The 20,364-nt window shown below is 70.3% G+C and carries 20 protein-coding genes; 5 read left to right on the forward strand and 15 right to left on the reverse strand.

All coding sequences use genetic code 11. From position 1 onward, the window contains the following. Positions 1 to 10: 10 nt before the first annotated feature. The 5 genes from argF to argC are packed head-to-tail and all read right to left on the reverse strand — an operon-like array spanning position 11 to position 5,289. On the reverse strand, positions 11 to 934 hold the full coding sequence (argF, locus tag CI089_RS13450; protein WP_094261987.1) for an ornithine carbamoyltransferase: 924 nt from the start codon (positions 932 to 934) through the stop codon (positions 11 to 13). Next, complete coding sequence (locus CI089_RS13455) at positions 931 to 2,178, reverse strand: acetylornithine transaminase (RefSeq protein WP_094261988.1); 1,248 nt, start codon at positions 2,176 to 2,178, stop codon at positions 931 to 933. Before CI089_RS13455 ends, argF begins: the two co-directional genes overlap by 4 nt. Then, entirely contained in the window at positions 2,175 to 3,080 is a 906-nt protein-coding gene (gene argB, locus CI089_RS13460; protein ID WP_094261989.1) for an acetylglutamate kinase, read from the reverse strand. The genes CI089_RS13455 and argB overlap by 4 nt, the downstream gene beginning before the upstream one ends. Next, positions 3,077 to 4,234: a bifunctional glutamate N-acetyltransferase/amino-acid acetyltransferase ArgJ gene (gene argJ / locus CI089_RS13465; RefSeq protein WP_094261990.1), complete on the reverse strand. Its 1,158-nt coding sequence runs from the start codon at positions 4,232 to 4,234 to the stop codon at positions 3,077 to 3,079. Before argJ ends, argB begins: the two co-directional genes overlap by 4 nt. Next, on the reverse strand, positions 4,231 to 5,289 hold the full coding sequence (gene argC, locus CI089_RS13470) for an N-acetyl-gamma-glutamyl-phosphate reductase (RefSeq protein WP_094261991.1): 1,059 nt from the start codon (positions 5,287 to 5,289) through the stop codon (positions 4,231 to 4,233). Before argC ends, argJ begins: the two co-directional genes overlap by 4 nt. Positions 5,290 to 5,559: 270 nt before the next feature. On the opposite strand from argC, the gene CI089_RS13475 reads away from it, so the two are divergent. The 4 genes from CI089_RS13475 to CI089_RS13490 are packed head-to-tail and all read left to right on the forward strand — an operon-like array spanning position 5,560 to position 8,160. Continuing rightward, the gene (locus tag CI089_RS13475; RefSeq protein ID WP_143739008.1) at positions 5,560 to 6,216 is read left to right on the forward strand and encodes a hypothetical protein; all 657 of its coding nucleotides are present in this window, start codon (positions 5,560 to 5,562) and stop codon (positions 6,214 to 6,216) included. Next, positions 6,213 to 6,512, forward strand: a complete 300-nt coding sequence (locus tag CI089_RS13480) for a transcriptional regulator (protein ID WP_071918345.1) — start codon at positions 6,213 to 6,215, stop codon at positions 6,510 to 6,512. Before CI089_RS13475 ends, CI089_RS13480 begins: the two co-directional genes overlap by 4 nt. Then, positions 6,509 to 7,408 (forward strand): ABC transporter ATP-binding protein, encoded by a 900-nt coding sequence (locus CI089_RS13485; protein WP_094261993.1) that lies wholly within the window; start codon positions 6,509 to 6,511, stop codon positions 7,406 to 7,408. The genes CI089_RS13480 and CI089_RS13485 overlap by 4 nt, the downstream gene beginning before the upstream one ends. Beyond that, positions 7,408 to 8,160, forward strand: coding sequence for an ABC transporter permease (locus tag CI089_RS13490; protein ID WP_094261994.1), 753 nt, complete (start codon positions 7,408 to 7,410; stop codon positions 8,158 to 8,160). Before CI089_RS13485 ends, CI089_RS13490 begins: the two co-directional genes overlap by 1 nt. A 33-nt stretch (positions 8,161 to 8,193) precedes the next feature. Here the strand turns inward: CI089_RS13490 and CI089_RS13495 are convergent, their stop codons facing one another. Beyond that, complete coding sequence (locus tag CI089_RS13495) at positions 8,194 to 9,774, reverse strand: hypothetical protein (RefSeq protein ID WP_094261995.1); 1,581 nt, start codon at positions 9,772 to 9,774, stop codon at positions 8,194 to 8,196. Continuing rightward, complete coding sequence (locus CI089_RS13500; RefSeq protein WP_256977982.1) at positions 9,756 to 10,559, reverse strand: ABC transporter ATP-binding protein; 804 nt, start codon at positions 10,557 to 10,559, stop codon at positions 9,756 to 9,758. Before CI089_RS13500 ends, CI089_RS13495 begins: the two co-directional genes overlap by 19 nt. Positions 10,560 to 10,617: 58 nt before the next feature. On the opposite strand from CI089_RS13500, the gene CI089_RS13505 reads away from it, so the two are divergent. Then, on the forward strand, positions 10,618 to 11,742 hold the full coding sequence (locus CI089_RS13505; protein ID WP_094261996.1) for an AAA family ATPase: 1,125 nt from the start codon (positions 10,618 to 10,620) through the stop codon (positions 11,740 to 11,742). A 112-nt stretch (positions 11,743 to 11,854) separates the two neighbouring features. Here CI089_RS13505 and pheT read toward each other — a convergent pair whose 3' ends face one another. The 8 genes from pheT to rplT all read right to left on the reverse strand — a co-directional run bounded on the left by pheT (position 11,855) and on the right by rplT (position 20,335). Beyond that, positions 11,855 to 14,374: a phenylalanine--tRNA ligase subunit beta gene (gene pheT, locus CI089_RS13510; protein ID WP_094261997.1), complete on the reverse strand. Its 2,520-nt coding sequence runs from the start codon at positions 14,372 to 14,374 to the stop codon at positions 11,855 to 11,857. Continuing rightward, complete coding sequence (pheS, locus tag CI089_RS13515; protein ID WP_094261998.1) at positions 14,374 to 15,414, reverse strand: phenylalanine--tRNA ligase subunit alpha; 1,041 nt, start codon at positions 15,412 to 15,414, stop codon at positions 14,374 to 14,376. Before pheS ends, pheT begins: the two co-directional genes overlap by 1 nt. A 72-nt stretch (positions 15,415 to 15,486) precedes the next feature. Then, on the reverse strand, positions 15,487 to 16,425 hold the full coding sequence (locus CI089_RS13520; protein WP_094262501.1) for an amino acid ABC transporter permease: 939 nt from the start codon (positions 16,423 to 16,425) through the stop codon (positions 15,487 to 15,489). Further along, positions 16,422 to 17,069: an amino acid ABC transporter permease gene (locus CI089_RS13525; protein ID WP_094261999.1), complete on the reverse strand. Its 648-nt coding sequence runs from the start codon at positions 17,067 to 17,069 to the stop codon at positions 16,422 to 16,424. Before CI089_RS13525 ends, CI089_RS13520 begins: the two co-directional genes overlap by 4 nt. Positions 17,070 to 17,139: 70 nt before the next feature. After that, on the reverse strand, positions 17,140 to 18,048 hold the full coding sequence (locus tag CI089_RS13530; RefSeq protein WP_094262000.1) for a glutamate ABC transporter substrate-binding protein: 909 nt from the start codon (positions 18,046 to 18,048) through the stop codon (positions 17,140 to 17,142). Positions 18,049 to 18,104: 56 nt separating this feature from the next. Continuing rightward, entirely contained in the window at positions 18,105 to 18,896 is a 792-nt protein-coding gene (locus CI089_RS13535) for an amino acid ABC transporter ATP-binding protein (protein ID WP_094262001.1), read from the reverse strand. A gap of 183 nt (positions 18,897 to 19,079) precedes the next feature. Next, the gene (locus CI089_RS13540; RefSeq protein ID WP_094262002.1) at positions 19,080 to 19,877 is read right to left on the reverse strand and encodes a TrmH family RNA methyltransferase; all 798 of its coding nucleotides are present in this window, start codon (positions 19,875 to 19,877) and stop codon (positions 19,080 to 19,082) included. Positions 19,878 to 19,954: 77 nt separating this feature from the next. Continuing rightward, positions 19,955 to 20,335 carry a 50S ribosomal protein L20 gene (gene rplT, locus CI089_RS13545; RefSeq protein ID WP_023951735.1) on the reverse strand — a complete coding sequence of 127 codons (381 nt, stop codon included), beginning with the start codon at positions 20,333 to 20,335 and terminating at the stop codon, positions 19,955 to 19,957. Positions 20,336 to 20,364: the final 29 nt, after the last annotated feature.

Consider the following 20,364-nt stretch of genomic DNA (forward strand, 5'->3'; position numbering starts at 1 on the left):
CGTGCCGCGGTCACTGCTGACGCAGCAGCCAGACCAGCAGCGCCTTCTGCGCGTGCAGGCGGTTCTCGGCCTCGTCCCACACGACGCTCTGCGAGCCGTCGATGACGTCAGCGTCGACCTCGTAGCCCCGGTCGGCGGGCAGGCAGTGCATGAAGATCGCGCCGTCGGCGGCGGCATCCATCGTCTGCTGCGTCACCTTGTACGCACCCAGATCGCGGATGCGTGCGATCTTCTCCTCCTCCTTGCCCATCGACACCCACGTGTCGGTCACGATGACGTCGGCGCCGGATGCCGCCTCGAGCGGGTCGACGAGGATCGTGACCGATCCGCCCGTCTGGGCCGCGATGCGCTGCGCGTCGGCCACGACGTCCTCGCGCGGGCCGTACCCTTCGGGCGACGCGACACGCACGTGCATGCCCGCGGTCACGCCGGCGAGCACGTACGAGTGACCCATGTTCGACTGCCCGTCGCCGAAGAACGACAGCGTGAGCCCGGCGAGGTCGCCCTTGTGCTCGCGGATGGTCAGCAGGTCGGCGAGCAGCTGGCAGGGGTGGAAGTCGTCGCTCAGCGCGTTGACGACCGGCACGCGGGTGCCGCGCGCCATCTCCTCGAGGCCCGCCTGCGCGTATGTGCGCCAGACGATCGCGGCGACCTGGCGCTCGAGCACGCGCGCGGTGTCGGACGGGGTCTCCTTGCCGCCGAGCTGGCTGCTGGCCGTCGAGATGATCAGCGGCGAGCCACCGAGATCGGCGATGCCGACGGCGAACGAGACGCGCGTGCGGGTCGACGACTTGTCGAAGATGACTGCGACGGTCTGCGGCCCCTGAAGGGGCTTGAGCTTCCAGCGGTCCTTCTTCAGCGACAGCGCGAGGTCGAGGACCTCGGCCTGCTCGGCCGGGCTCAGGTCGTCGTCGCGGAGCAGGTGGCGGGTCATGCGGATTCCTCCGTGGTCGTGTTCTCGAGAAGCAGGGCCGACTCGACGGTGCGCAGCGCGGCGGTGAACAGCTCGGCGAACTCGTCGATCTCGACGTCGCCGATGGTGAGCGGCGGAGCGATCCGCACGGTGCGGTCGTTCGCCGCATTGACGATCAGGCCGTGCTCCTGCGCCGCCGCGACGACGGCGCCGGCGACCGGATGCCGCAGCCCGACGCCCAGCAGCAGGCCCTGTCCGCGCACGCCCTCGATGAGCGACGAGTCGATGGTCTGGAGCACCTGGCGCAGGCGTTCGCCGTGGGTCGCGGCGGCTTCGACGAGCCCGCCGTTCTCGATCTCTCCGAGGACGGCCGAGGCGACGGCGGTGCCCAGCGGGTTTCCGCCGAAAGTCGAGCCGTGCGTGCCCGGGTAGAACAGGTCGCTGGCGCTCGCGAACGTGATGAGCGCGCCGATCGGGAAGCCGCCGCCGATGCCCTTGGCAACGGTGATGGCGTCGGGCTCGATGCCGGCGTGCTGGAACGCGAACCACGCGCCGGTGCGCCCGGCGCCGGTCTGGATCTCGTCGATGATCAGCAGCGCACCGTGGCGCTTCGTGATCTCACGCGCCGCCGCGAGGTAGCCCTCGGGCAGCGGGATGACCCCGGCCTCGCCCTTGATGGGCTCGACGAACAGGGCCGCGACACGATCGTCCATCGCGGCTTCGAGGGCCTCGACCGTCGAGTCGATGCTCTCGACGCCGGGAACCATCGGCTCGAACGGCTGCTGCATCTGCGGCTTGCCGGTCAGAGCGAGGGTGCCCATCGTGCGGCCGTGGAAGGCGTCCTTCAGCGCGAGGATGCGGGGGCGCTCGGCGCCGCCGTGCAGACGCGCGAGCTTGAATGCCGCCTCGTTCGCCTCGGCGCCGGAGTTGCCGAAGTAGACGCGTCCGGCCTCGCCGGTGCCCGCGAGGCGCTTGAGCTTCGCGGCGAGCTCGAGCTGCGGCGGCGTCGCGAAGTAGTTCGAGACGTGCGAGAGGGTGGCCGCCTGACGGGAGACCGCCTCGACGAACACGGGGTGAGCGTGCCCGAGCGAGTTGACGGCGATGCCCGCGAGGAAGTCGAGGTAGCGCTTGCCGTCGACATCCCAGACGTATGCCCCCTCGCCGCGCTCGAGCAGCGCCAGGCGCGCACCCGCGCTGCGCACGAGGTCGCGATCGACGTCATCCGCCCATGTGGGCGCTGTCTGCTGGATCGTCGGGTTCGTCATCCCGCCACCACCTCCGTGCCGATTCCCTGTGCTGTGAAGACCTCGACCAGCACCGAGTGGGGCTGGCGTCCGTCGATGATGGCCGCCGTGTCCACTCCCCCGTCGACCGCGTCGAGGCATGCCTGCATCTTCGGGATCATTCCCGACTCGAGCTTCGGCAGCATCGCGCGCAGATCGGTCGACGTCAGGTGCGAGACGAGCGAGTCGCGATTGGGCCAGTCGGCGTAGAGACCGGGGACGTCGGTCAGGACGACGAGCTTCGTCGCGCCCAGCGCCGTCGCGAGGGCCGCGGCCGCGGCATCCGCGTTGACGTTGAGTGAATGACCCGGGTTGTCGAGGTCGGGCGCGATGGAGGAGATGACCGGGATGCGGCCGGCGTCGAGCTGGTCGTGCACCGGCTGCGGGTCGACCTCGACGACATCCCCGACGTGCCCGAGGTCGTGCTCGGTGCCGTCGATCACGACGCCGCGACGGCGACCGCCGAACAGACCGGCATCCTCGCCCGACAGGCCCGTCGCGAACGGACCGTACGCGTTGATGCGAGCGACGAGCTGCGGGTTGATCTGCCCCGTGAGCACCATGCGGACGACATCGATCGCCTCGGTGCTCGTCACCCGGTATCCGCCCTTGAACTCGCTCTCGATCGAGAGTCGGTTGAGCATCTTCGAGATCTGCGGGCCACCGCCGTGCACGACGACGGGCTTCACCCCGACGAAGCGGAGGTAGGCGATGTCCTGCGCGAACGACTCCTGCAACTCCTCAGAAACCATCGCGTTGCCGCCGTACTTGATCACGATGATCTGGTCGCGGAAGCGCTGCAGCCACGGCAGCGACTCGATGAGGACGCCCGCCTTGGCCGCCGCCTCTTCGGGGGTCGTGTACTGGAGGTCGATGTCGTTCATGAGGAGTAAGCGCTGTTCTCGTGGACGTAGTCGTGCGTGAGGTCGTTCGTGAGGATCGTCGCCGTCGCGTCGCCCGACTTCAGGTCGATGAGGATGTGCGTCGCGCGGGGCGTCAGGTCGACCTCTTCACGCGGGCGGTCGGGGCCGCCGGCGGTGCAGACCCGCACACCGTTGAACGACACGTCGACGTCGTAGGGGTCGAAGGCGGCATCCGTCGTGCCGATCGCCGCGAGCACCCGACCCCAGTTCGGATCGTTGCCGAAGATCGCGGCCTTGAAGAGATTGTTGCGGGCGACCGATCGTCCGACGACGACAGCATCCTCTTCGGATGCCGCACCGACGACCTCGATCGCGATGTCGTGGCTCGCGCCCTCGGCATCACCCTGCAGCTGCTCGGCGAGGTCGGCGCAGAGCTCGGCGAGCGCGGCGGCGAACTCGGCGGCATCCGGCGTGACTCCCGACGCGCCGCTGACCATGAGCGTCACCTGGTCGTTGGTCGACATGCACCCGTCGGAGTCGAGCCGGTCGAAGCTCGTGCGGGTAGCGGAGCGCAACGCGGCATCCGCCTGCGCCGCGTCGAGAACGGCGTCGGTGGTGATGACCACGAGCATCGTCGCGAGGCCCGGCGCGAGCATCCCCGCGCCCTTCGCCATACCGCCGATGGTCCAGCCGCCGCGCGAGACGACGGCGCGCTTGGGGCGCGAGTCGGTGGTCATGATCGCGAGCGAGGCATCCTCGCCGCCATGGGCGCTGAGCGAGCCGATCGCCGCCGTGGTGCCATCGAGCACCTTGGCGCGGAACACGTCATCGCCTGTTCCGATGAGACCGGTCGAGCACACGAGCACGTCGCCGGAGCTGACATCCAGCAGCTCGCCCGCCTTCTCGGCGGTCTGGTGGGTCGTCTGGAAACCGAAGCTGCCCGTGAAGCAGTTCGCTCCGCCGGAGTTGAGGACGACGGCTTCGACGACACCGTCGGCGATCGCCTGCTGCGACCACAGGATCGGGTTCGCCTTGGCGCGGTTCGAGGTGAACACCGCGGCACCGACCTTGAGGGGGCCGCGGTTGACGACGACGGCGACGTCGGGCTTTCCGGTCGACTTCAGACCCGCGGCGACACCGGCGGCTTCGAAACCCTGGGGGGCGGTGACGCTCACGGGGCGACTCCGTTCACGCTCAGGCCCGTGGTCTCGGCGAAACCGAGGGCGATGTTCATCGACTGGATGGCGGCACCGGCGGTGCCCTTGGCGAGGTTGTCGACCGCGGTCACAACGACCACACGGCCGGCGGCCCGGTCGATCGCGAGACCCATGAGAGCGGTGTTCGCACCGGTGACGTCGGCGGTGCGCGGGAAGGAGCCTTCGGGGAGGAGCTGCACGAACGGCTCGTCGGCGTAGGCGCTCTCCCATGCCTCGCGGATCTGCGCGTCGGACGCGCCCTCCGCGATCGGAGCGGTCGAGGTGGCCAGGATGCCGCGCGACATCGGCACGAGGACGGGGGTGAACGAGATGCGGATGTCGCCTGCCGCGCCCGCTCCCCGCAGCGCCTGCCGGATCTCCGGGATGTGGCGGTGCGTCCCGCCGATGGCGTAGGGGTTCGCCGACCCGAGGATCTCGGCGGCGAGGAGGTTCGTCTTCAGGCTCTTGCCCGCACCCGAGGGACCGACCGCGAGCACGCTCACGATGTCGCTCGGGTCGATGACGCCGGCGGCGACACCGGGCGCGAGGCTCAGCGCGACGGTCGAGGCGTTGCACCCGGGGGCGGCGATGCGCGAGGCGCCGACGAGCTTCTCGCGCTGCTTGCCGGTGCCGTTCACGCCGCCGACGAGCAGCTCGGGCACCCCGTAGGTCCAGGCCTCGTGGAAGTCGCCGCCGTAGAAGGCATCCCAGTCCTCCGGCGACGTCAGCCGGTGGTCGGCGCCCGCGTCGATGACGAGGGCGGTGTCGGCGAGCGCCTCGGTGTACTGACCGGACTGGCCGTGCGGGAGGGCCAGGAACACGATGTCGTGCCCCGCGAGCACCTCGGGGGTCGAGGGCTGGAGCGTGAGGTGGCGCAGCGAGCGGAGGTGCGGTTGATGGTCGATGAGGGGCTGACCGGCGTTGGAGTGCGCGGTGACCGTGCGGATCTCGACCTCGGGGTGAGCGGCGAGCAGGCGCAGGATCTCGCCTCCCGCGTATCCGGATGCGCCGGAGACGGCGACGGAGAGGGGCATGACTTCCACCTTATTGTCTGGGATGACGTCGCCTTCGCGGCGACGGGGACCGGCGGCGGCGACACCACGCGCTCGACCGCGTCAAGCGGGAGCGTGCAGGGTCGCCTAGCGTCGGCGGTCGCCCAGACGTCGGCGCGCGCGAAGCACCGTGACGGTGCGCTGCGGAGCCGAAGACATGCGCCGACAGTAGCGCTCGCGCGCCGCATCCGCCAAATCCCCCGTATCCGAGTGGAGTTGACCCCGTGGGGTTTGCAGTGCAAAGTGGTTTGCATGGAGCACGAATCGATGGATGACGAGCAGCAGGCCGACCCCGCGGCGATGCTCGCTCTCATGCAGGAACAGCGCCGGCGCACCGCGCACTGGGTCAACCGCAACTATGCGGTGATGCTCATCACCTGGGCGGCGGCGTGGATCGTCGGGTTCGGCTCCATCTGGAGCGCGGCGGCCGGCGGCGGGAATCCGTGGTTCCGCATCCCGACAACACCCGCGTGGATCGTGTTCGGCGTGGTGCTCATGACGGGCATCGTGGTGTCCGCGGTGGCCGGCATCCGCTCCGGGTCGGGCGTGCGGGGGCCCTCACGGCTGGCCGGGGCCATGTACGGCTGGACGTGGACGCTGTCGATGTTCGGTGCCGGGCTCCTCATCGGCGCCGTGCAGCGCACCGGCGCAGATGCCGACGTCATGGCAGTGCTCTCCCCCGCGATCTTCGTCCTGCTGGTCGGCGTGCTCTACCTCGCCGGTGGGGCACTGTGGCGCTCCCCCGTGCAGTACGCGCTCGGCATCGTCATGATCGCCACCGCGATCGTCGCCTCGTATGCGGGCCCCCCGACCAACTACCTCGTGTACGCGACCGTCGGACCGCTCGCGATGCTCATCGTCGCGACCCTGATGCTGCGCGGAGTCATCCCGGCGGAAGGCAGCCGATGACCGAGCTCGACCCGGTCATCCACGCCCCGGCCCGCCTGCGCATCGTCACGGCGCTGAACGAGGCCCTCGCCGACGGCGACGAGGTGACCTTCCCCGTGCTGCAGAAGCTGCTCGGGATGACCGCCGGCAACCTCACCACGCACCTCGCGAAGCTCGAGGCGGCGGGCTACGTCGAGACCGCGAAGGCCTTCGCGGGACGGAAGCCCGTGACCTACGTCGCGCTGACCCCCGCCGGGCGCGCGGCGTTCCGCACCTATCGCACCCATCTGCTCGATCTCCTCGGAGGAGGATCATGACCGCCCTCATCAGCACCCGCGACCTCGTGAAGCGGTTCGGCGATGTCACCGCGCTGGCCGGGGTGACGCTCGACATCCACGCCGGCGAATGCGTCGGACTCCTCGGCCCGAACGGCGCGGGCAAGACGACCCTCCTCTCGCTCGTCGAGGGCCTGCGCACCCCGACCAGCGGCGAGGTGCGCCTGTTCGGCGGCGACCCGCGCGACGCGTCGTCGCGCGTCCGGCTCGGCTCGACTCCGCAGGCGACGGCGCTGCCGGACGCTCTACGGGTGAGCGAGGTCCTCGACTTCGTCGCGTCGCACTTCCCGCATCCCTCTCCCCGCGCGCGCATCATCGACGAGTTCGACCTCGGCCCGCTGCTGCGCCAGCAGTGCGGTGCGCTGTCGGGCGGCCAGCAGCGGCGGGTGGCGGTCGCGCTGGCCTTCGCCGGCGACCCCGACCTCGTGCTGCTCGACGAGCCCACGACGGGTCTCGACGTCGACGCCCGGCGAGCGCTGTGGGATGCCGTCCGCGCCCGGCACGCCGCCGGATGCGCCGTCGTGGTCACGAGCCACCACCTCGAGGAGATCGAGCAGCTCGCGCACCGCGTCGTCGTCATCGACGACGGCGTCGTCCGCACCGACGACACGCTCGCGGCCGTCGTCTCGAACGTCTCGCGCCGCCGCGTCACGCTGCGCGGGGTCTCGGCCGACGATATCCGGCGCCTCGACCCCGAGGCATCCGTCACCGTCTCGGACGACGCCGTGACGGCCGTCGTCGGCGACTCCGATGCTCTCGTCCGCTCGCTCGTCGCCGCTGACCTGCCGTTCCACGAGCTGACCGTGCGCGGAGCGACGCTCGAGGAAGCGTTCCTCACCCTGACCGCCACGTCCGCGCACACCGAGAAGGCCGCCTGATGTCCACGCTCTCGCTCACCCTGACCGCGACCAAGTACAACCTCATCGAGACCGCACGGGTTCCGATCGCGGTCATCGGGTCCGTCGTCTTCCCCACCCTCGCGTTCTGCCTCTTCGTGCTGCCGCAGCGCGCGATCGTGGCCGACAGCACCATCGCGACGGCCGCGGTCTGCTCGATGGTGGTGTTCGCGTTCATGTCATCCGGGCTGTTCTCCGTGGGCCTCGAGCTCGCCGAGCAGCGCTCGAAGCCGTGGACGCCCTACCTGCGTACACTCCCCGGCAGCCCGCTCGCCCGCGTCGGCGCCCTGATCCTCGCGACTTTCGCGATCGCGACCGTGGCGATGGTGCCGCTGCTCATCGTCGGCGCGGTCTTCACGAGTGCTCGCCCCGAGCCGGTGCGACTGCTCGCGGCCATCGTCCTCGTGATCGCGACGGCGCTGCCCCCGATGCTCATCGGCGCCATCATCGGGATCACGACGGGCCCGAAGGCGGCCATCGCCGTCACGCAGGTCGCCCTGTTCCTGCTCGCCTTCGGCGGCGGCCTCTTCCTGCCGCCCGAGCTCTTCCCCTCCTGGCTCGACACCGCCTCGTCGGTCCTGCCGATCCGTCAGGCCCGCGAGATCGTCGTCGGGGTCGCCACGGGAACCGCGGTGCCCGGGTGGGCGATCCTCGGCATCATCGCGTGGACGGCCGCCCTGGGCGCCCTCGTCGTGTGGCTGTACCGACGCGACGAAGGCCGCCGCTACCGCTGATCCGGCCGGGCGTCGCGTCCGCCCCCGCGCCGATCAGGTGGGGAACGACTTGATGCGCACGAGCAGGTCCGGGCCGGTCCGCTCGAGCGTGCGTCCGCCGACCAGAACCCCGACGACCGCGACGACCGCGCCGAACACGACGCCGACCGCCAGCGCGATCCAGCCCCACATCGCCTCCCCGGTCACGGCGTCGACGATCGCCGGCACGATGGCCGGCAGCGACAGAGCGATCACCGCGGCCCACACGACGAAGACCAGCAGACCCACGATGGAGTTCTGCCCCGGGGTGCTCTTGAACGGGCTGTCGCCGGGCGCGGGCACCGGGGTCACGATGAGCGCCGACGACACCGCGCAGGCGCCATATCCGGCGAGCAGCACGCCGAGGGCCGCGCCGAGCACGGCGGGAAGGTGCGCCGCGTCGCCCGAGACGAGCGCGGTCGCGACCGCGATGACCACGATGAGCGGGATGCCGACGCAGGCAGCACCGAGCAGACGGCCCAGACGGTCGGCGCGCCCGGAGATGCCCGTGGCGAGGGTCGTCCCGAAGGCCGTGCCGTCGAACGACACGTCGGCGTAGCCCACCGCCGCCATGACGAGGGCGGCCAGGACCGGCGAGATGAGGAACATGAAGCCGTCGGTTCCGCCCGTGAAGGCGAACAGCACCGGGAACAGCGGGATGACGATGAGCTGCCGGAGGTAGCGCGGATCACGCAGCCACCCGGAGAGGGACCGTGCCCACGTCGCACCGACGCCACCGGTCGGCATGACGCCGAACAGGCCGAGCTTGCCGGCGGCGACGGCTCGGGTCGCGCGCTGGCGCGGCGACGACACGGCCGTCTCGATGACGCGGTCCCACACGACCCACAGCACGACGAGGGTCACGATGGCGATCGCGGTGCTCGCGAGCGCCGGAAGCCATTGGCCCGCCGCGACGCTCGGCGCGACCGACCACGCGGCACCGAGCGGCGTCCAGGCGAGGATGCCCGCGGCCTGCTGTATCCGCGCCCACAGGTCGCCGCCCGCCTGGTCGAGCAGAGCCACGATGCCGGTGAGGATGGGGCCGGTCAGGATGAGCACGACGAGCACGACGGTGCCGATGATCTCGCGTGAGCGACGACCGCCCATGCCACCGGACAGCTCGCCCATGAGGCGCGACGCCAGCACGCAGGTCAGGACGCCGAGCAGCACCGTCGGCACGGCGACGACCGCCGCGAGCGGCCAGCGCACCCAGACGATGAGCGTCGCGAGGGCGGCGACGGTGGTGACGATTCCGGGGATGCCGGTGAGGCCGGTGCCCGCCAGAGCGAGCATGACCTGACGACGGGTCAGCGGGAACGGTGCGAGACGCACGGCGTCGACGGTGCTGTCGAGCCCGGCGATGAGGATCGGGCCGATGAGCCAGCCGAGGATCAGCGCCGAGCCGCCCAGAACGGCCACGACCGTCGCGACCTCGAGGTTCTCGAAGATCGACAGCGCGATGAGCGCGGCGACGAGCCCGCCGAGGATGCTGAGGCCCCAGAGCGATCCGAGGATGAAGCCCACGAGCTGCCAGGGGCGACGGGCGAGCGTGTTGCCGAGAACGCGGTAACGCAGCTTCAGGACTGTCGCAACCACTGCGGCCCCTCCGACTGGTGGCGTCCGCCGACGAGCGAGACGAAGCGGTCCTGCAGGCTCTCGCCGGCACGCACCTCGTCGATCGTGCCGGCCGCGAGCACCCGGCCCGCGGCGATGACGGCGACGTGGTCGCACATGCGCTGGACGAGGTCCATCGAGTGGCTCGAGACGATGACCGATCCGCCAGAGCTGGTGTAGCTGCGCAGGACATCCTCGATGTTCGCGGCCGACACCGGGTCGACCGACTCGAAGGGTTCATCGAGCACGAGCAGGCGCGGCGCGTGCACGAGGGCGCACGCGAGCGCGACCTTCTTGGTCATGCCCGCGGAGTAGTCGGCGACGATCGTCCCGGCTGCGCCGCGCAGGTCCATGAGGTCGAGCAGGTCCGACACGCGCGGCGCGATCTCGGGCCGGGGCAGCCCGAACATCATCGCGGTGTAGGTGATGAGCTGCTCCCCCGTCAGGCGGTCAAAGAGCCGCACGCCGTCGGCGAGGTTGCCGATCGTGCGCTTCGCGGCCACCGGGTCGCGCCACACGTCGATCCCGTGGACCCGCGCGGTGCCGGCATCCGGGCGAAGCAGCCCCGTGGCCATCGACAGACTCGTCGTCTTGCCCGCGCCGTTCGGGCCGACGAGACCGTAGAACGACCCGGAGGGCACGACGAGGTCGATGCCGTCGACGGCGACCTTCTCACCGAACCTCTTGACCAGGCCGTGGAGCTCGAGGGCGGGGGCGGCGCCGGCCGCCGGAGATGATGGGGTGACGCTGGCTGGGATCTCGCTCACGGCCCGACCTTATCGGGAAGCGGACTCCGGTGTCAGACGCAGATGCCAGAGTGAGGGGATGCTGCGCACTCTGGCTGTATCGGGATACCGCTCGCTCCGCGACGTCGTCGTGCCGCTCGGCGACCTCACCGTCGTGACCGGCCCCAACGGCTCGGGCAAGTCGAACCTCTACCGCGCCCTTCGTCTGCTCGCCGCTGCGGCGCAGGGCGATATCGTGGGCGCCCTCGCTCGGGAAGGCGGGTTGCCGTCGGTGCTGTGGGCCGGTCCGGAGAACGGCGGCGACCAGGGAACCGTGCGGCGCGGGCCGGTGGCGGTGCAACTCGGCTACGCCTCGGATGAGCTGGGATACCTCATCGATCTGGGTATCCCGCAGGGTGACCAGAACAGCCCGTTCGCCCGCGACCCCGAGATCAAGCGCGAACAGGTGTTCGCCGGTGTCGTCGCCAAGCCCTCGACCCTGCTGATCGACCGCACGCGGCAGCTGACCCGTGTGCGGGATGAGTCCTGGACGATGCTCGACCAGCAGCTCGCGCCGTACGAGAGCATCGTCACCGATCTCGCCGAGGGAGACACCGCGCCCGAGTTGCTGACCCTGCGGCGCGCGATGACCGCGTGGCGGTTCTACGACCACTTCCGGGTCGATCTCGACGCCCCCGCGCGTCAGCCCCAGGTCGGCACCCGCAGTCATACCCTCGCGCACGACGGAGCGAACCTCGCCGCGACCTGGGCGACGATCGTCGAGGCCGGGCACGGCGATGCCCTCGCCCGCGCGGTCGACGAGGCGTTCCCGGGCAGCCGCGTGCGTGTGGTGACCTCCGACGGCCTGTTCCGCCTGACGATCGAGCAGCCCGGCCTGCTGCGTCCGCTCGACGCGGCCGAGCTCTCCGACGGCACGCTCCGCTACCTGCTGCTGTGCGCCGCACTGCTGCCGGCGCGACCCGCACCGCTCCTCGTGCTGAACGAGCCCGAGGCGAGCCTGCATCCCTCGCTGCTCGCGCCGCTGGCCTCGCTCGTGCGAACGGCATCCGAGCGCACCCAGGTCATCACGGTCTCGCACGCCGATGCACTCGTCGATGCTCTGCCCGAGCCGTCCCGCGTCGAACTGCAGCGGTCGAACGCCGAGACGACCGTTCGCGGCCAGGGCCTTCTCGACGTCCCGGCCTGGAACTGGGGCTCGCGCTGAGCACCTCTCGGTCGGCCGGCCGGCCGGTCGGAGGAACGCGTCGGGCGCAGTTCCGGACGTTCGGCGCGGTTGCAACCGCGCGTGACGTCGGGAACTGCGCCCGTTACGCAGGTCAGTCGCGGATGACGGCGCCGAAGCGCTCGGCCGCGACCGCGACGCCCGCGAGCTTGGCCTCGCTCGCCTCGGCCGCGGTCAGGGTGCGGTCGTCGGCGCGGAAGCGCAGGGCGAACGTCAGGCTCTTCGACCCCTCGGGAACGCCGGAGCCACGGTAGTCGTCGACGAGACGGAGCGACTCGAGAAGCGAGCCGGCCCCCTCCGACAGTGCCGAGGCGAGCGCGCCCGCCGTCACGGAGGCGGGGACGACGAGCGAGACGTCCTGCGTGGCCGCGGGGTAGCCCGACAGCGACGCGACGACGACCCGCTCCCCCGCGTGAGCGAGAACCGCATCGAGGTCGATCTCGGCGACGAGGACCCGGCCCGCCAGGTCGGCCGCAGCCGAGACCTCGGGATGCAGCTCCCCGGCGTAGCCGACCTCGACGCCGCCGACCGTGAGGGCGGCGGCGCGACCCGGGTGCAGCGCGGCACGGCGGGTCTGCGCGATCTCGATGTCGACTCCAGCCGCCGAGGCGATCGCGGCCACGGCGGCGAAGACGTCGCTGAGGTCGGCCGCGACGGCGACCTGCCCCGGCTTCTTCGGCGCCGCATTGCCGGCGACGAGCACCGCGACGTGACGCGGCTGCGGCGGGATCGAGGCGTGGAGCTCCGCGAGCGTGGCGTCGTCGGGACGCACCGCGAGCGGCGGAACCGTAGCGGTGCCGTACTGCTTGCCGGACTCGGGGACGAAGACCGCGCCGACCTCGAAGAGGGCCAGATCCGTCAGGCCACGCGAGACGTTGCGGTGCGCGACCTGCAGCAGGCCCGGCACGAGCGAGCGGCGCAGGTAGGGCGCCTGCCCGTCGAGCGGGTTGGCGATCTTGACCGAAGGCAGCTCCTCGCCCGAGGCGGAGCCGTGCAGGTCGTTGCTGTCGCGCGTCGTGAACGGGAACGACGGGGTCTCGACGAAGCCCGCTGCCGCCAGTGCGTTCGACACGCGACGACGGCCCTTCTGGGCATCCGTCAGACCGCGACCGGACGGCGCCGTGGGCAGCACCGAGGGCACACGGTCGAGCCCGTGGATGCGCGCAACCTCCTCGGCGAGAGTCCACTTGTCGGTGAGGTCGGGGCGCCACGACGGCGGGATGACCTCGTACCCGGCATCCGTCTCGGTCACCTCTGCACCGATGGTCTCGAGCGCCGAGACGACCTCGTGGTCGGTGTAGTCGACGCCGATCAGCCCCGCGACGAAGCCGCGTGGCAGGTCGATCGCCTCGAGGAACACCTCGCCGAACAGAGCGCCCCCGACCGGCTCGAGCGTGCCGCCGGCCAGCTCGACCATCAGGTCCGCCACGCGGCGGGCGGCCACGAAGGGCAGCAGCGGGTCGACACCCCGCTCGAAGCGACGCGACGCCTCGCTCGGCAGCTTGTGCCGGCGCGCGGTGCGGGCGATCGTCACGGTGTCGAAGATCGCGGCCTCGATGAGCACGTTGCGCGTCGCATCCGTCATCTCGGTCGTTCCACCACCCATGACGCCGGCGAGGCCGATGGGGCCCGACTCGTCGGTGATGAGCAGGTCTTCGCCGTCGAGCGTGCGTTCCTTGCCGTCGAGCGTCGTGAGCTTCTCCCCCGGCGTCGCGCGACGCACCGTGATGCCGCCGGTGAGCTTGTCGAGGTCGTAGCCGTGGATCGGGTTGCCGAGCTCGACCATGACGTAGTTCGTGATGTCGATGAGGATGCCGAGCGAGCGGATGCCGGCGAGCGTGAGACGCGCGACCATCCACGGCGGCGTCGGCCGCGACGGGTCGACGCCCGAGACGACGCGCACCGCGAACTCGGTCGCGCCGACGCGGCCGCGGATCGGCGCCCGGTCGTCGACCGCGACATCGAAGCCCGTCGCGGGGTGCTCGAGCTCCTCGAACTCGCGCAGCCCCGGGTCGCGGAATGCCGCACCGGTGGCGTGCGAGTACTCGCGGGCGATGCCGCGCACCGACAGCGCGTAGCCGCGGTCGGGGGTGACGTTGACGTCGATCGCGGCGTCGTCCAGGCCGAGCAGCGCGATCGCGTCGGCGCCGACCGGCGCATCCTCATCGCTGTCGAGACCCAGCTCGGTCAGGCGGAGGATGCCCGAGTGCTCGTCGCCGAGCCCGAGTTCCTTGGCCGAAGCGATCATGCCGTCCGAGACGTGTCCGTACGTCTTCCGGGCCGCGATCGGGAACGGTCCCGGCAGCACGGCGCCCGGAAGCGTCACGACGACCTTGTCGCCCTCGAAGAAGTTCGAAGCGCCGCAGACGATGCCGCGGACGCCGCCGTTCGCCTCGCCGACGTCGACCTGGCACCAGCGGATCGTCTTGCCGTTCGACTGCGGCTCGGGCTCGAACGACACCACGCGGCCGACGACGATCGGACCGGTCAGGTCGAAGCCGTGGACGTCCTCCTCTTCGAAGCCGACCGACACCAGCGCCGCGAGGATGTCTTCAGGCGCTGCATCCGCCGGCACCTCGACGTACTCACGCAGCCACGAGAGCGGAACGCGCATCAGACCACCATCCCGAACTGCTCGCTGAAACGCACATCGCCTTCGGCCATGTCGCGCATGTCTTTCACGTCGGAGCGGAACATCAGCGTCCGCTCGATGCCCATGCCGAAGGCGAACCCGGAGTAGACCTCGGGGTCGATGCCCGCCGCGCGGAGCACGTTGGGGTTCACCATTCCGCAGCCGCCCCACTCGATCCAGCGCGCACCGCCGGCGAAGGTCGGGTGCCACAGGTCGAGCTCAGCGCTCGGCTCGGTGAACGGGAAGTAGTTGGTACGGAAACGCGTCTTCGCCTCGGGACCGAACAGCTCGCGCGCCGCGTGGTCGAGGGTGCCCTTGAGGTGGGCCATCGTGATGCCCTTGTCGACGACGAGGCCCTCGAACTGCGTGAACACGGGAAGGTGGGTCGCGTCGTACTCGTCGGTGCGGAACACCCGGCCCGGAGAGAGGACGTAGATGGGGATGTCGCGCTCGAGCATCGACCGCATCTGCACAGGGCTCGTCTGCGTGCGCATGACGAGGTGCCGCGCGACGGGGTCGACGAAGAACGTGTCCTGCATCTGGCGCGCGGGGTGGTCGACGTCGAAGTTCAGCGAGTCGAAGTTGAACCACTCGTGCTCGAGCTCGGGTCCCTCCGCGATCTCCCAGCCCATCCCGACGAAGAGGTCGGCGACCTCCTCCTGCAGGAGCGAGATCGGATGCCGTGCCCCGACGCGTCCGCGGGGGGCGATGGCGGTGACGTCGAGCGCCTCCGCCTCGAGCTTGGCGGCCGTCTCGGCGGCGGCGAGCTCGCCCTCGCGCGCGGCGAGAGCCTGGGTGACACGGCCGCGTGCCTGGCCCACGAGCTTGCCGAACTCGGCCTTCTTCTCGTTGGGCACCGACCGCAGCTGCGCGTTGAGTCGCGCGAGCGGCGACCCCTCGGCCGTGTGGGCGTTGCGGGCGGACTTCAGCTCTGCGGTCGAGGACGCGTCGGCGATGGCGGCGAGGGCCGCATCCACCGCCGCGGCGACCGCGTCAGGGGTGATCTCGGGTGCGTCGGACACGGGAGTCGAGTCTACCGGCGACGGGCCCCTCCGCTTTCGCGCGAGGGGCCCGTCGGGGTGGTGCTCGGTACGTCAGGCGCTGCCCGGGCTGTTTGAGTCGTACTTGCCGATCCCCTTCTGCATGGCGATCAGCTCGGTGTCGGTCGTCGGCGCCACCGGATGGTGCAGCGGGTCGACCGCCGATGCTCCGCCTCCGGCGGTTCCGGTGCTCCGCGGCGACCGCGAGAGGCGCTTTTCGAGGAAGCTGGCGAACCACGACAGCAGCAGGCACATCACGATGTAGATCGCGCCGACGACGATGCCCGCCTGCAGGATCGGGCGTCCCGGCTGCGAGGTGAGCTGCTTGGCGTAGTACAGCAGCTCGGGGTAGGTGATGATGAAGCCGAGCGCGGTGTCCTTCAGCGTCACGACGAGCTGCGCGACGATGACGGGCAGCATGGCCCGAACCGCCTGCGGCAGAAGGATGAGGCGCATGACACCGCTCTTGCGGAGCCCGATCGCGTAGCCGGCCTCCTTCTGCCCGCGCGGCAGCGACTCGATGCCGGCGCGCAGGGCCTCTGCGAGCACGGAACCGTTGTAGGCGACGAGGGCGATGACGACGGCCCAGTACGGCTCCATGCGGATGCCGAGCGTCGGCAGACCGTAGTACATCAGCATCATGAAGATCAGCACGGGCACGGCCCGGAAGGCCTCGACCACGACGCCGAAGGGAATGCGCACCCAGGCGTGATCCGACAGACGGCCGATCGCGAGCACGAAGCCGAGGGCCAGCGCCCCCACCGCCGCGAGGCCGAAGGCCGCGAGCGTGTTGCCGAGCGCCTTCAGGATGCCGAGCCACACGTTGCTGAAGGTGAAGACGTACCACTTGTCGGCGGAGAACTGACCGCTCACCGCGAAGCGGAAGACGACGAATCCGATCGCCGCGGCGACCAGGAGGACGGTTACGATGCCGAGGATGCGGTTGCGCAGGATCGCGCGGGGCCCCGGGACGTCGTACAGGACGGAAGTCATCGCGCGATCCTCCACTTGTTCTCGAGTCGTCGCTGCACGGCGCTGAGGACCAGCACCAGGGCGACGAAGACGACGGCGACCCAGAGGAGCACCGTCAGGGCGTTCTCGCCGCGCTCACTGAGATTCGCGCGGATGGCGCCGAGCTCGACGACCGAGAAGCCGGCGGCGACGGTGGTGTTCTTCAGCAGCGCGATGAACACGCTCATCATCGGCGGCACGACCGACCGGAAGGCCTGCGGCATCACGACGAGCGTCATGACCTGGCCGAACGTGAGCCCGATCGCCCGGGCCGCCTCGGCCTGACCGACCGGCACGGTGTTGATTCCCGCGCGGATGACCTCGGCGACGTAGGTCGCGGTGTAGATGCCCAGCGCCCAGACGCCGAGCACCGTGAAGCCGGGGTTCGGCAGGTCGAGCTGCGGGTAGCCGAACGCGAAGAAGAAGAAGACGAGCGTCAGCGGGGTGTTGCGGATGGTGTTGACGTAGATGGTGCCGAAGGCGCGGGCCGCCGGAATCGGCGAGACGCGCATGGCGCCGATCAGGGTGCCCAGGACCAGGGCGATCGCTCCGCCGGCGAAGAACAGCAACAGGGTGTTGCCGAGCGCCTCGCCCCAGAGGTCGAGGTTGTCGGTGATGACGCCCACATCGTCTCCTTGGGTGGTGCGGGGCGGGGACGCGCGCGTCCCCGCCCCGTGGTCATGGTGTCAGTGCGACTCAGTACGCGTCGACCGCGGGCTGCTCGACCGTGATCCCGGACTGGCCGAGGTTCTTGTCGAAGATGCCCTGCCAGACGTCGCCGCCGTCGGTGAGCAGCTCGTTGATGTGCGCACGGAAGGCGTCGTCGCCCTTGCGGAGGCCGACACCGTACTTCTCCTCGCTGAAGGGCTCTCCGACGACCTTGATCTCGTCGGGGTACTGCGCCGCGTAGCCGATCAGGATCGCCTGGTCGGTCGTGACGGCGTCGACGGTGCCGTTGATGAGAGCGTCGACGCAAGCCGAGTAGAGGTCGAACTCTTCGGTGGGGACCTCGGGGTAGTTCGCCTTGATGTTCTGGATCGGGGTCGAGCCGGTCGCCGAGCACACGCGGGTGTTCTCGTTCAGGTCGTCCTCGCTCGCGATGTCGCTGTCGGCGGCGACGAGGAGGCCCTGGCCCGTGATGAAGTACGGGCCGGCGAAGTCGATCTGCTGCTTACGCGAGTCGGTGATCGAGTAGGTGCCGACGTAGTAGTCGACGTCGCCGTTGACGATCGCCTGCTCGCGGTTGGCCGAGGCGATCGCCTTGAACTCGATCTTGTCCTCGTCGTAGCCGAGGGAGGCCGCGATCCAGCGGGCGATGTCGACGTCGAAGCCGCTGCGCTCACCGGTGGTCGCGTCGAGGAAGCCGAGACCGGGCTGGTCTTCCTTCACGCCGACGACGACCTTGCCGCGGGACTCGATGGCGTCGAACGTCGGGCTGCCCTCGAGCGAGACGTCGGAGGCGACCTCCCACAGGGCCTCGTTGCTGTCGCCGCTGTCACCGCTGGCAGCGCCGGGCGAGGTGGGTGAGCCGCTGTTGCAGCCGGTCAGAGCGATCGCAGCGATGGCGACACCGGCGAAGGCGCCGGTGATTCGTGTCTTGCGCATGTGGTCCTCCTGGTTGGGGCATCCGCGCCCGGTGCAGAGCGCAGAGGTCGGTGGTCTCAGTGGGTGATGAGCTTGGAGAGGAAGTCCTTGGCACGGTCACTCCGGGGCGCCGTGAAGAACTGCTCGGGAACGGCCTCTTCGACGATCTGGCCGTCGGCCATGAACACGACGCGGTCGGCGGCCTTGCGGGCGAAGCCCATCTCGTGCGTGACGACGATCATCGTCATGCCGTCCTGCGCGAGGCCGACCATGACGTCGAGGACCTCGTTGATCATCTCCGGGTCGAGCGCGCTCGTGGGCTCGTCGAAGAGCATGACCTTCGGCTTCATCGCGAGCGCACGGGCGATCGCGACGCGCTGCTGCTGGCCGCCCGACAGCTGCGCCGGCAGCTTGTCGGCCTGGTGGCCCACGCCGACGCGGTCGAGCAGCTCACGGGCGAGCTTGTCCGCCTCGGCCTTCTTCATGCCCTTGACCTTGATGGGGCCGAGCGTGACGTTCTCGAGGATCGTCAGGTGGGCGAAGAGGTTGAACGACTGGAAGACCATCCCGACGTCGGCGCGGAGCGCCGCGAGAGCCTTGCCCTCGGAGGGCAGCTTCTCGCCGTCGATCGTGATCGTGCCCTCGCTGATCGTCTCGAGGCGGTTGATCGTGCGGCAGAGGGTCGACTTGCCCGAGCCCGACGGACCGATGACCACGACGACCTCGCCGCGGTTGACGGTCAGATCGATGTCCTTCAGAGCCTGGAACGAGCCGTAGTGCTTCTGCACGCCCTCGATCACCACGAGCGGGTCGCCGCGGCGCACCGAGATGTTCGACGTCGGGGGCGCCGGGTTTTCGGGAGTCGTCATAAGAGTTCACACTAAGAGCACTCCCCCGCTCGGAGCAGCCGCGAACGCCCCGAGTCACCGATCTGTAACAGAATCGGAATACACGGCGCGTCTCCCTTGCCCTCCGTCGACTCGCCACGAACTGCGGATGCCGCGGGGGTCGGACCCGCCATTCCTGGCGAGTCGACCGAACAGAGACGAAGCTCAGCCGGCGCGCTGGGCGAACGCGGTCTCGTAGAGGCACACGCTCGCGGCGGTCGCGAGGTTGAGCGACTCGGCGGCACCGTAGATCGGCAGGCGCAGCGCGAGGTCGGCCCGCGCGAGGGCCTCGTCGGCGAGCCCGCGGGCCTCGTTGCCGAAGAGCCACGCCGTCGGCTCGGCGAGAGTCGCGCGGTGGTCGAGGAATTCCTCGCCCTTCACGTCTGCGGCGACGACCCGCAGTCCCGCCGCGTGAGCCTGCTTGACGGCAGCGTCGAGCTCGACGCCCAGAGCGATCGGAAGGTGGAACAACGACCCGGTGGTCGAGCGGACCACCTTGGGGTTGTACGGGTCGACGGTCCGCCCCGTCAGCACGACGGCATCCGCGCCGGCGGCATCCGCGGCCCGGATGATCGTGCCGAGGTTGCCGGGATCGCGCACCTCCTCGCAGATCGCGACGAGTCGGGGGCGTGCGGCGAAGATGTCGTTCAGCGACGACGGCGACTGATGGGCGACGGCCACGATGCCCTGCGGCGTGACCGTGTCGGCCATCGCCTCGAGCACGGCCTCGCTCGCCGAGACGACGGCCACGCCGGCCTTCTCGGCGCTCGCGGCCAGCTCGGGATGCCGCTCGATCGCGTTCGGCGTCGCGAAGATCTCGACAAGGGTCTCGGCGCGATAGGCCAGGGCCTCGCGCGCCGCCTGAGGGCCCTCGAGCAGGAACAGGCCGGTCTCCTGACGGGCGCTGCGCTTGGTCAGCTTGGCGACGGCGCGAACGCGGGGCGAGCGAGGGTTCTCGAGCACGTTTTCAGCATACGGCGAAGGGGCGCCCTCCTCTCGGAGGACGCCCCTTCGTGGATGCGTGGAACGCGAAGACCCGATCAGGCCTTGGGAGCGTTGACGTCGGCCGGCAGAGCGCCCTTGGCCGTCGCCACGAGCGACGCGAAGACGGCGGGCTCGTTCACGGCGAGCTCGGCGAGCATACGACGGTCGACCTGCACACCCGCGAGGCCGAGGCCCTGGATGAAGCGGTTGTACGTGATGCCGTTCTGACGGGCAGCGGCGTTGATGCGCTGGATCCACAGACGGCGGAAGTCGCCCTTGCGCTTGCGACGGTCACGGTACGCGTAGACGAGCGAGTGGGTGACCTGCTCCTTCGCCTTGCGGTACAGGCGCGAACGCTGTCCGCGGTAACCGGAGGCGCGCTCGAGGATGACGCGACGCTTCTTGTGGGCGTTTACTGCCCGCTTGACTCTAGCCATTTCGTTTGTTTCCTATTCGTGCGCAGCAG

This window comes from Microbacterium sp. Yaish 1 (genome assembly GCF_002245215.1).
Taxonomy (GTDB): domain Bacteria; phylum Actinomycetota; class Actinomycetes; order Actinomycetales; family Microbacteriaceae; genus Microbacterium.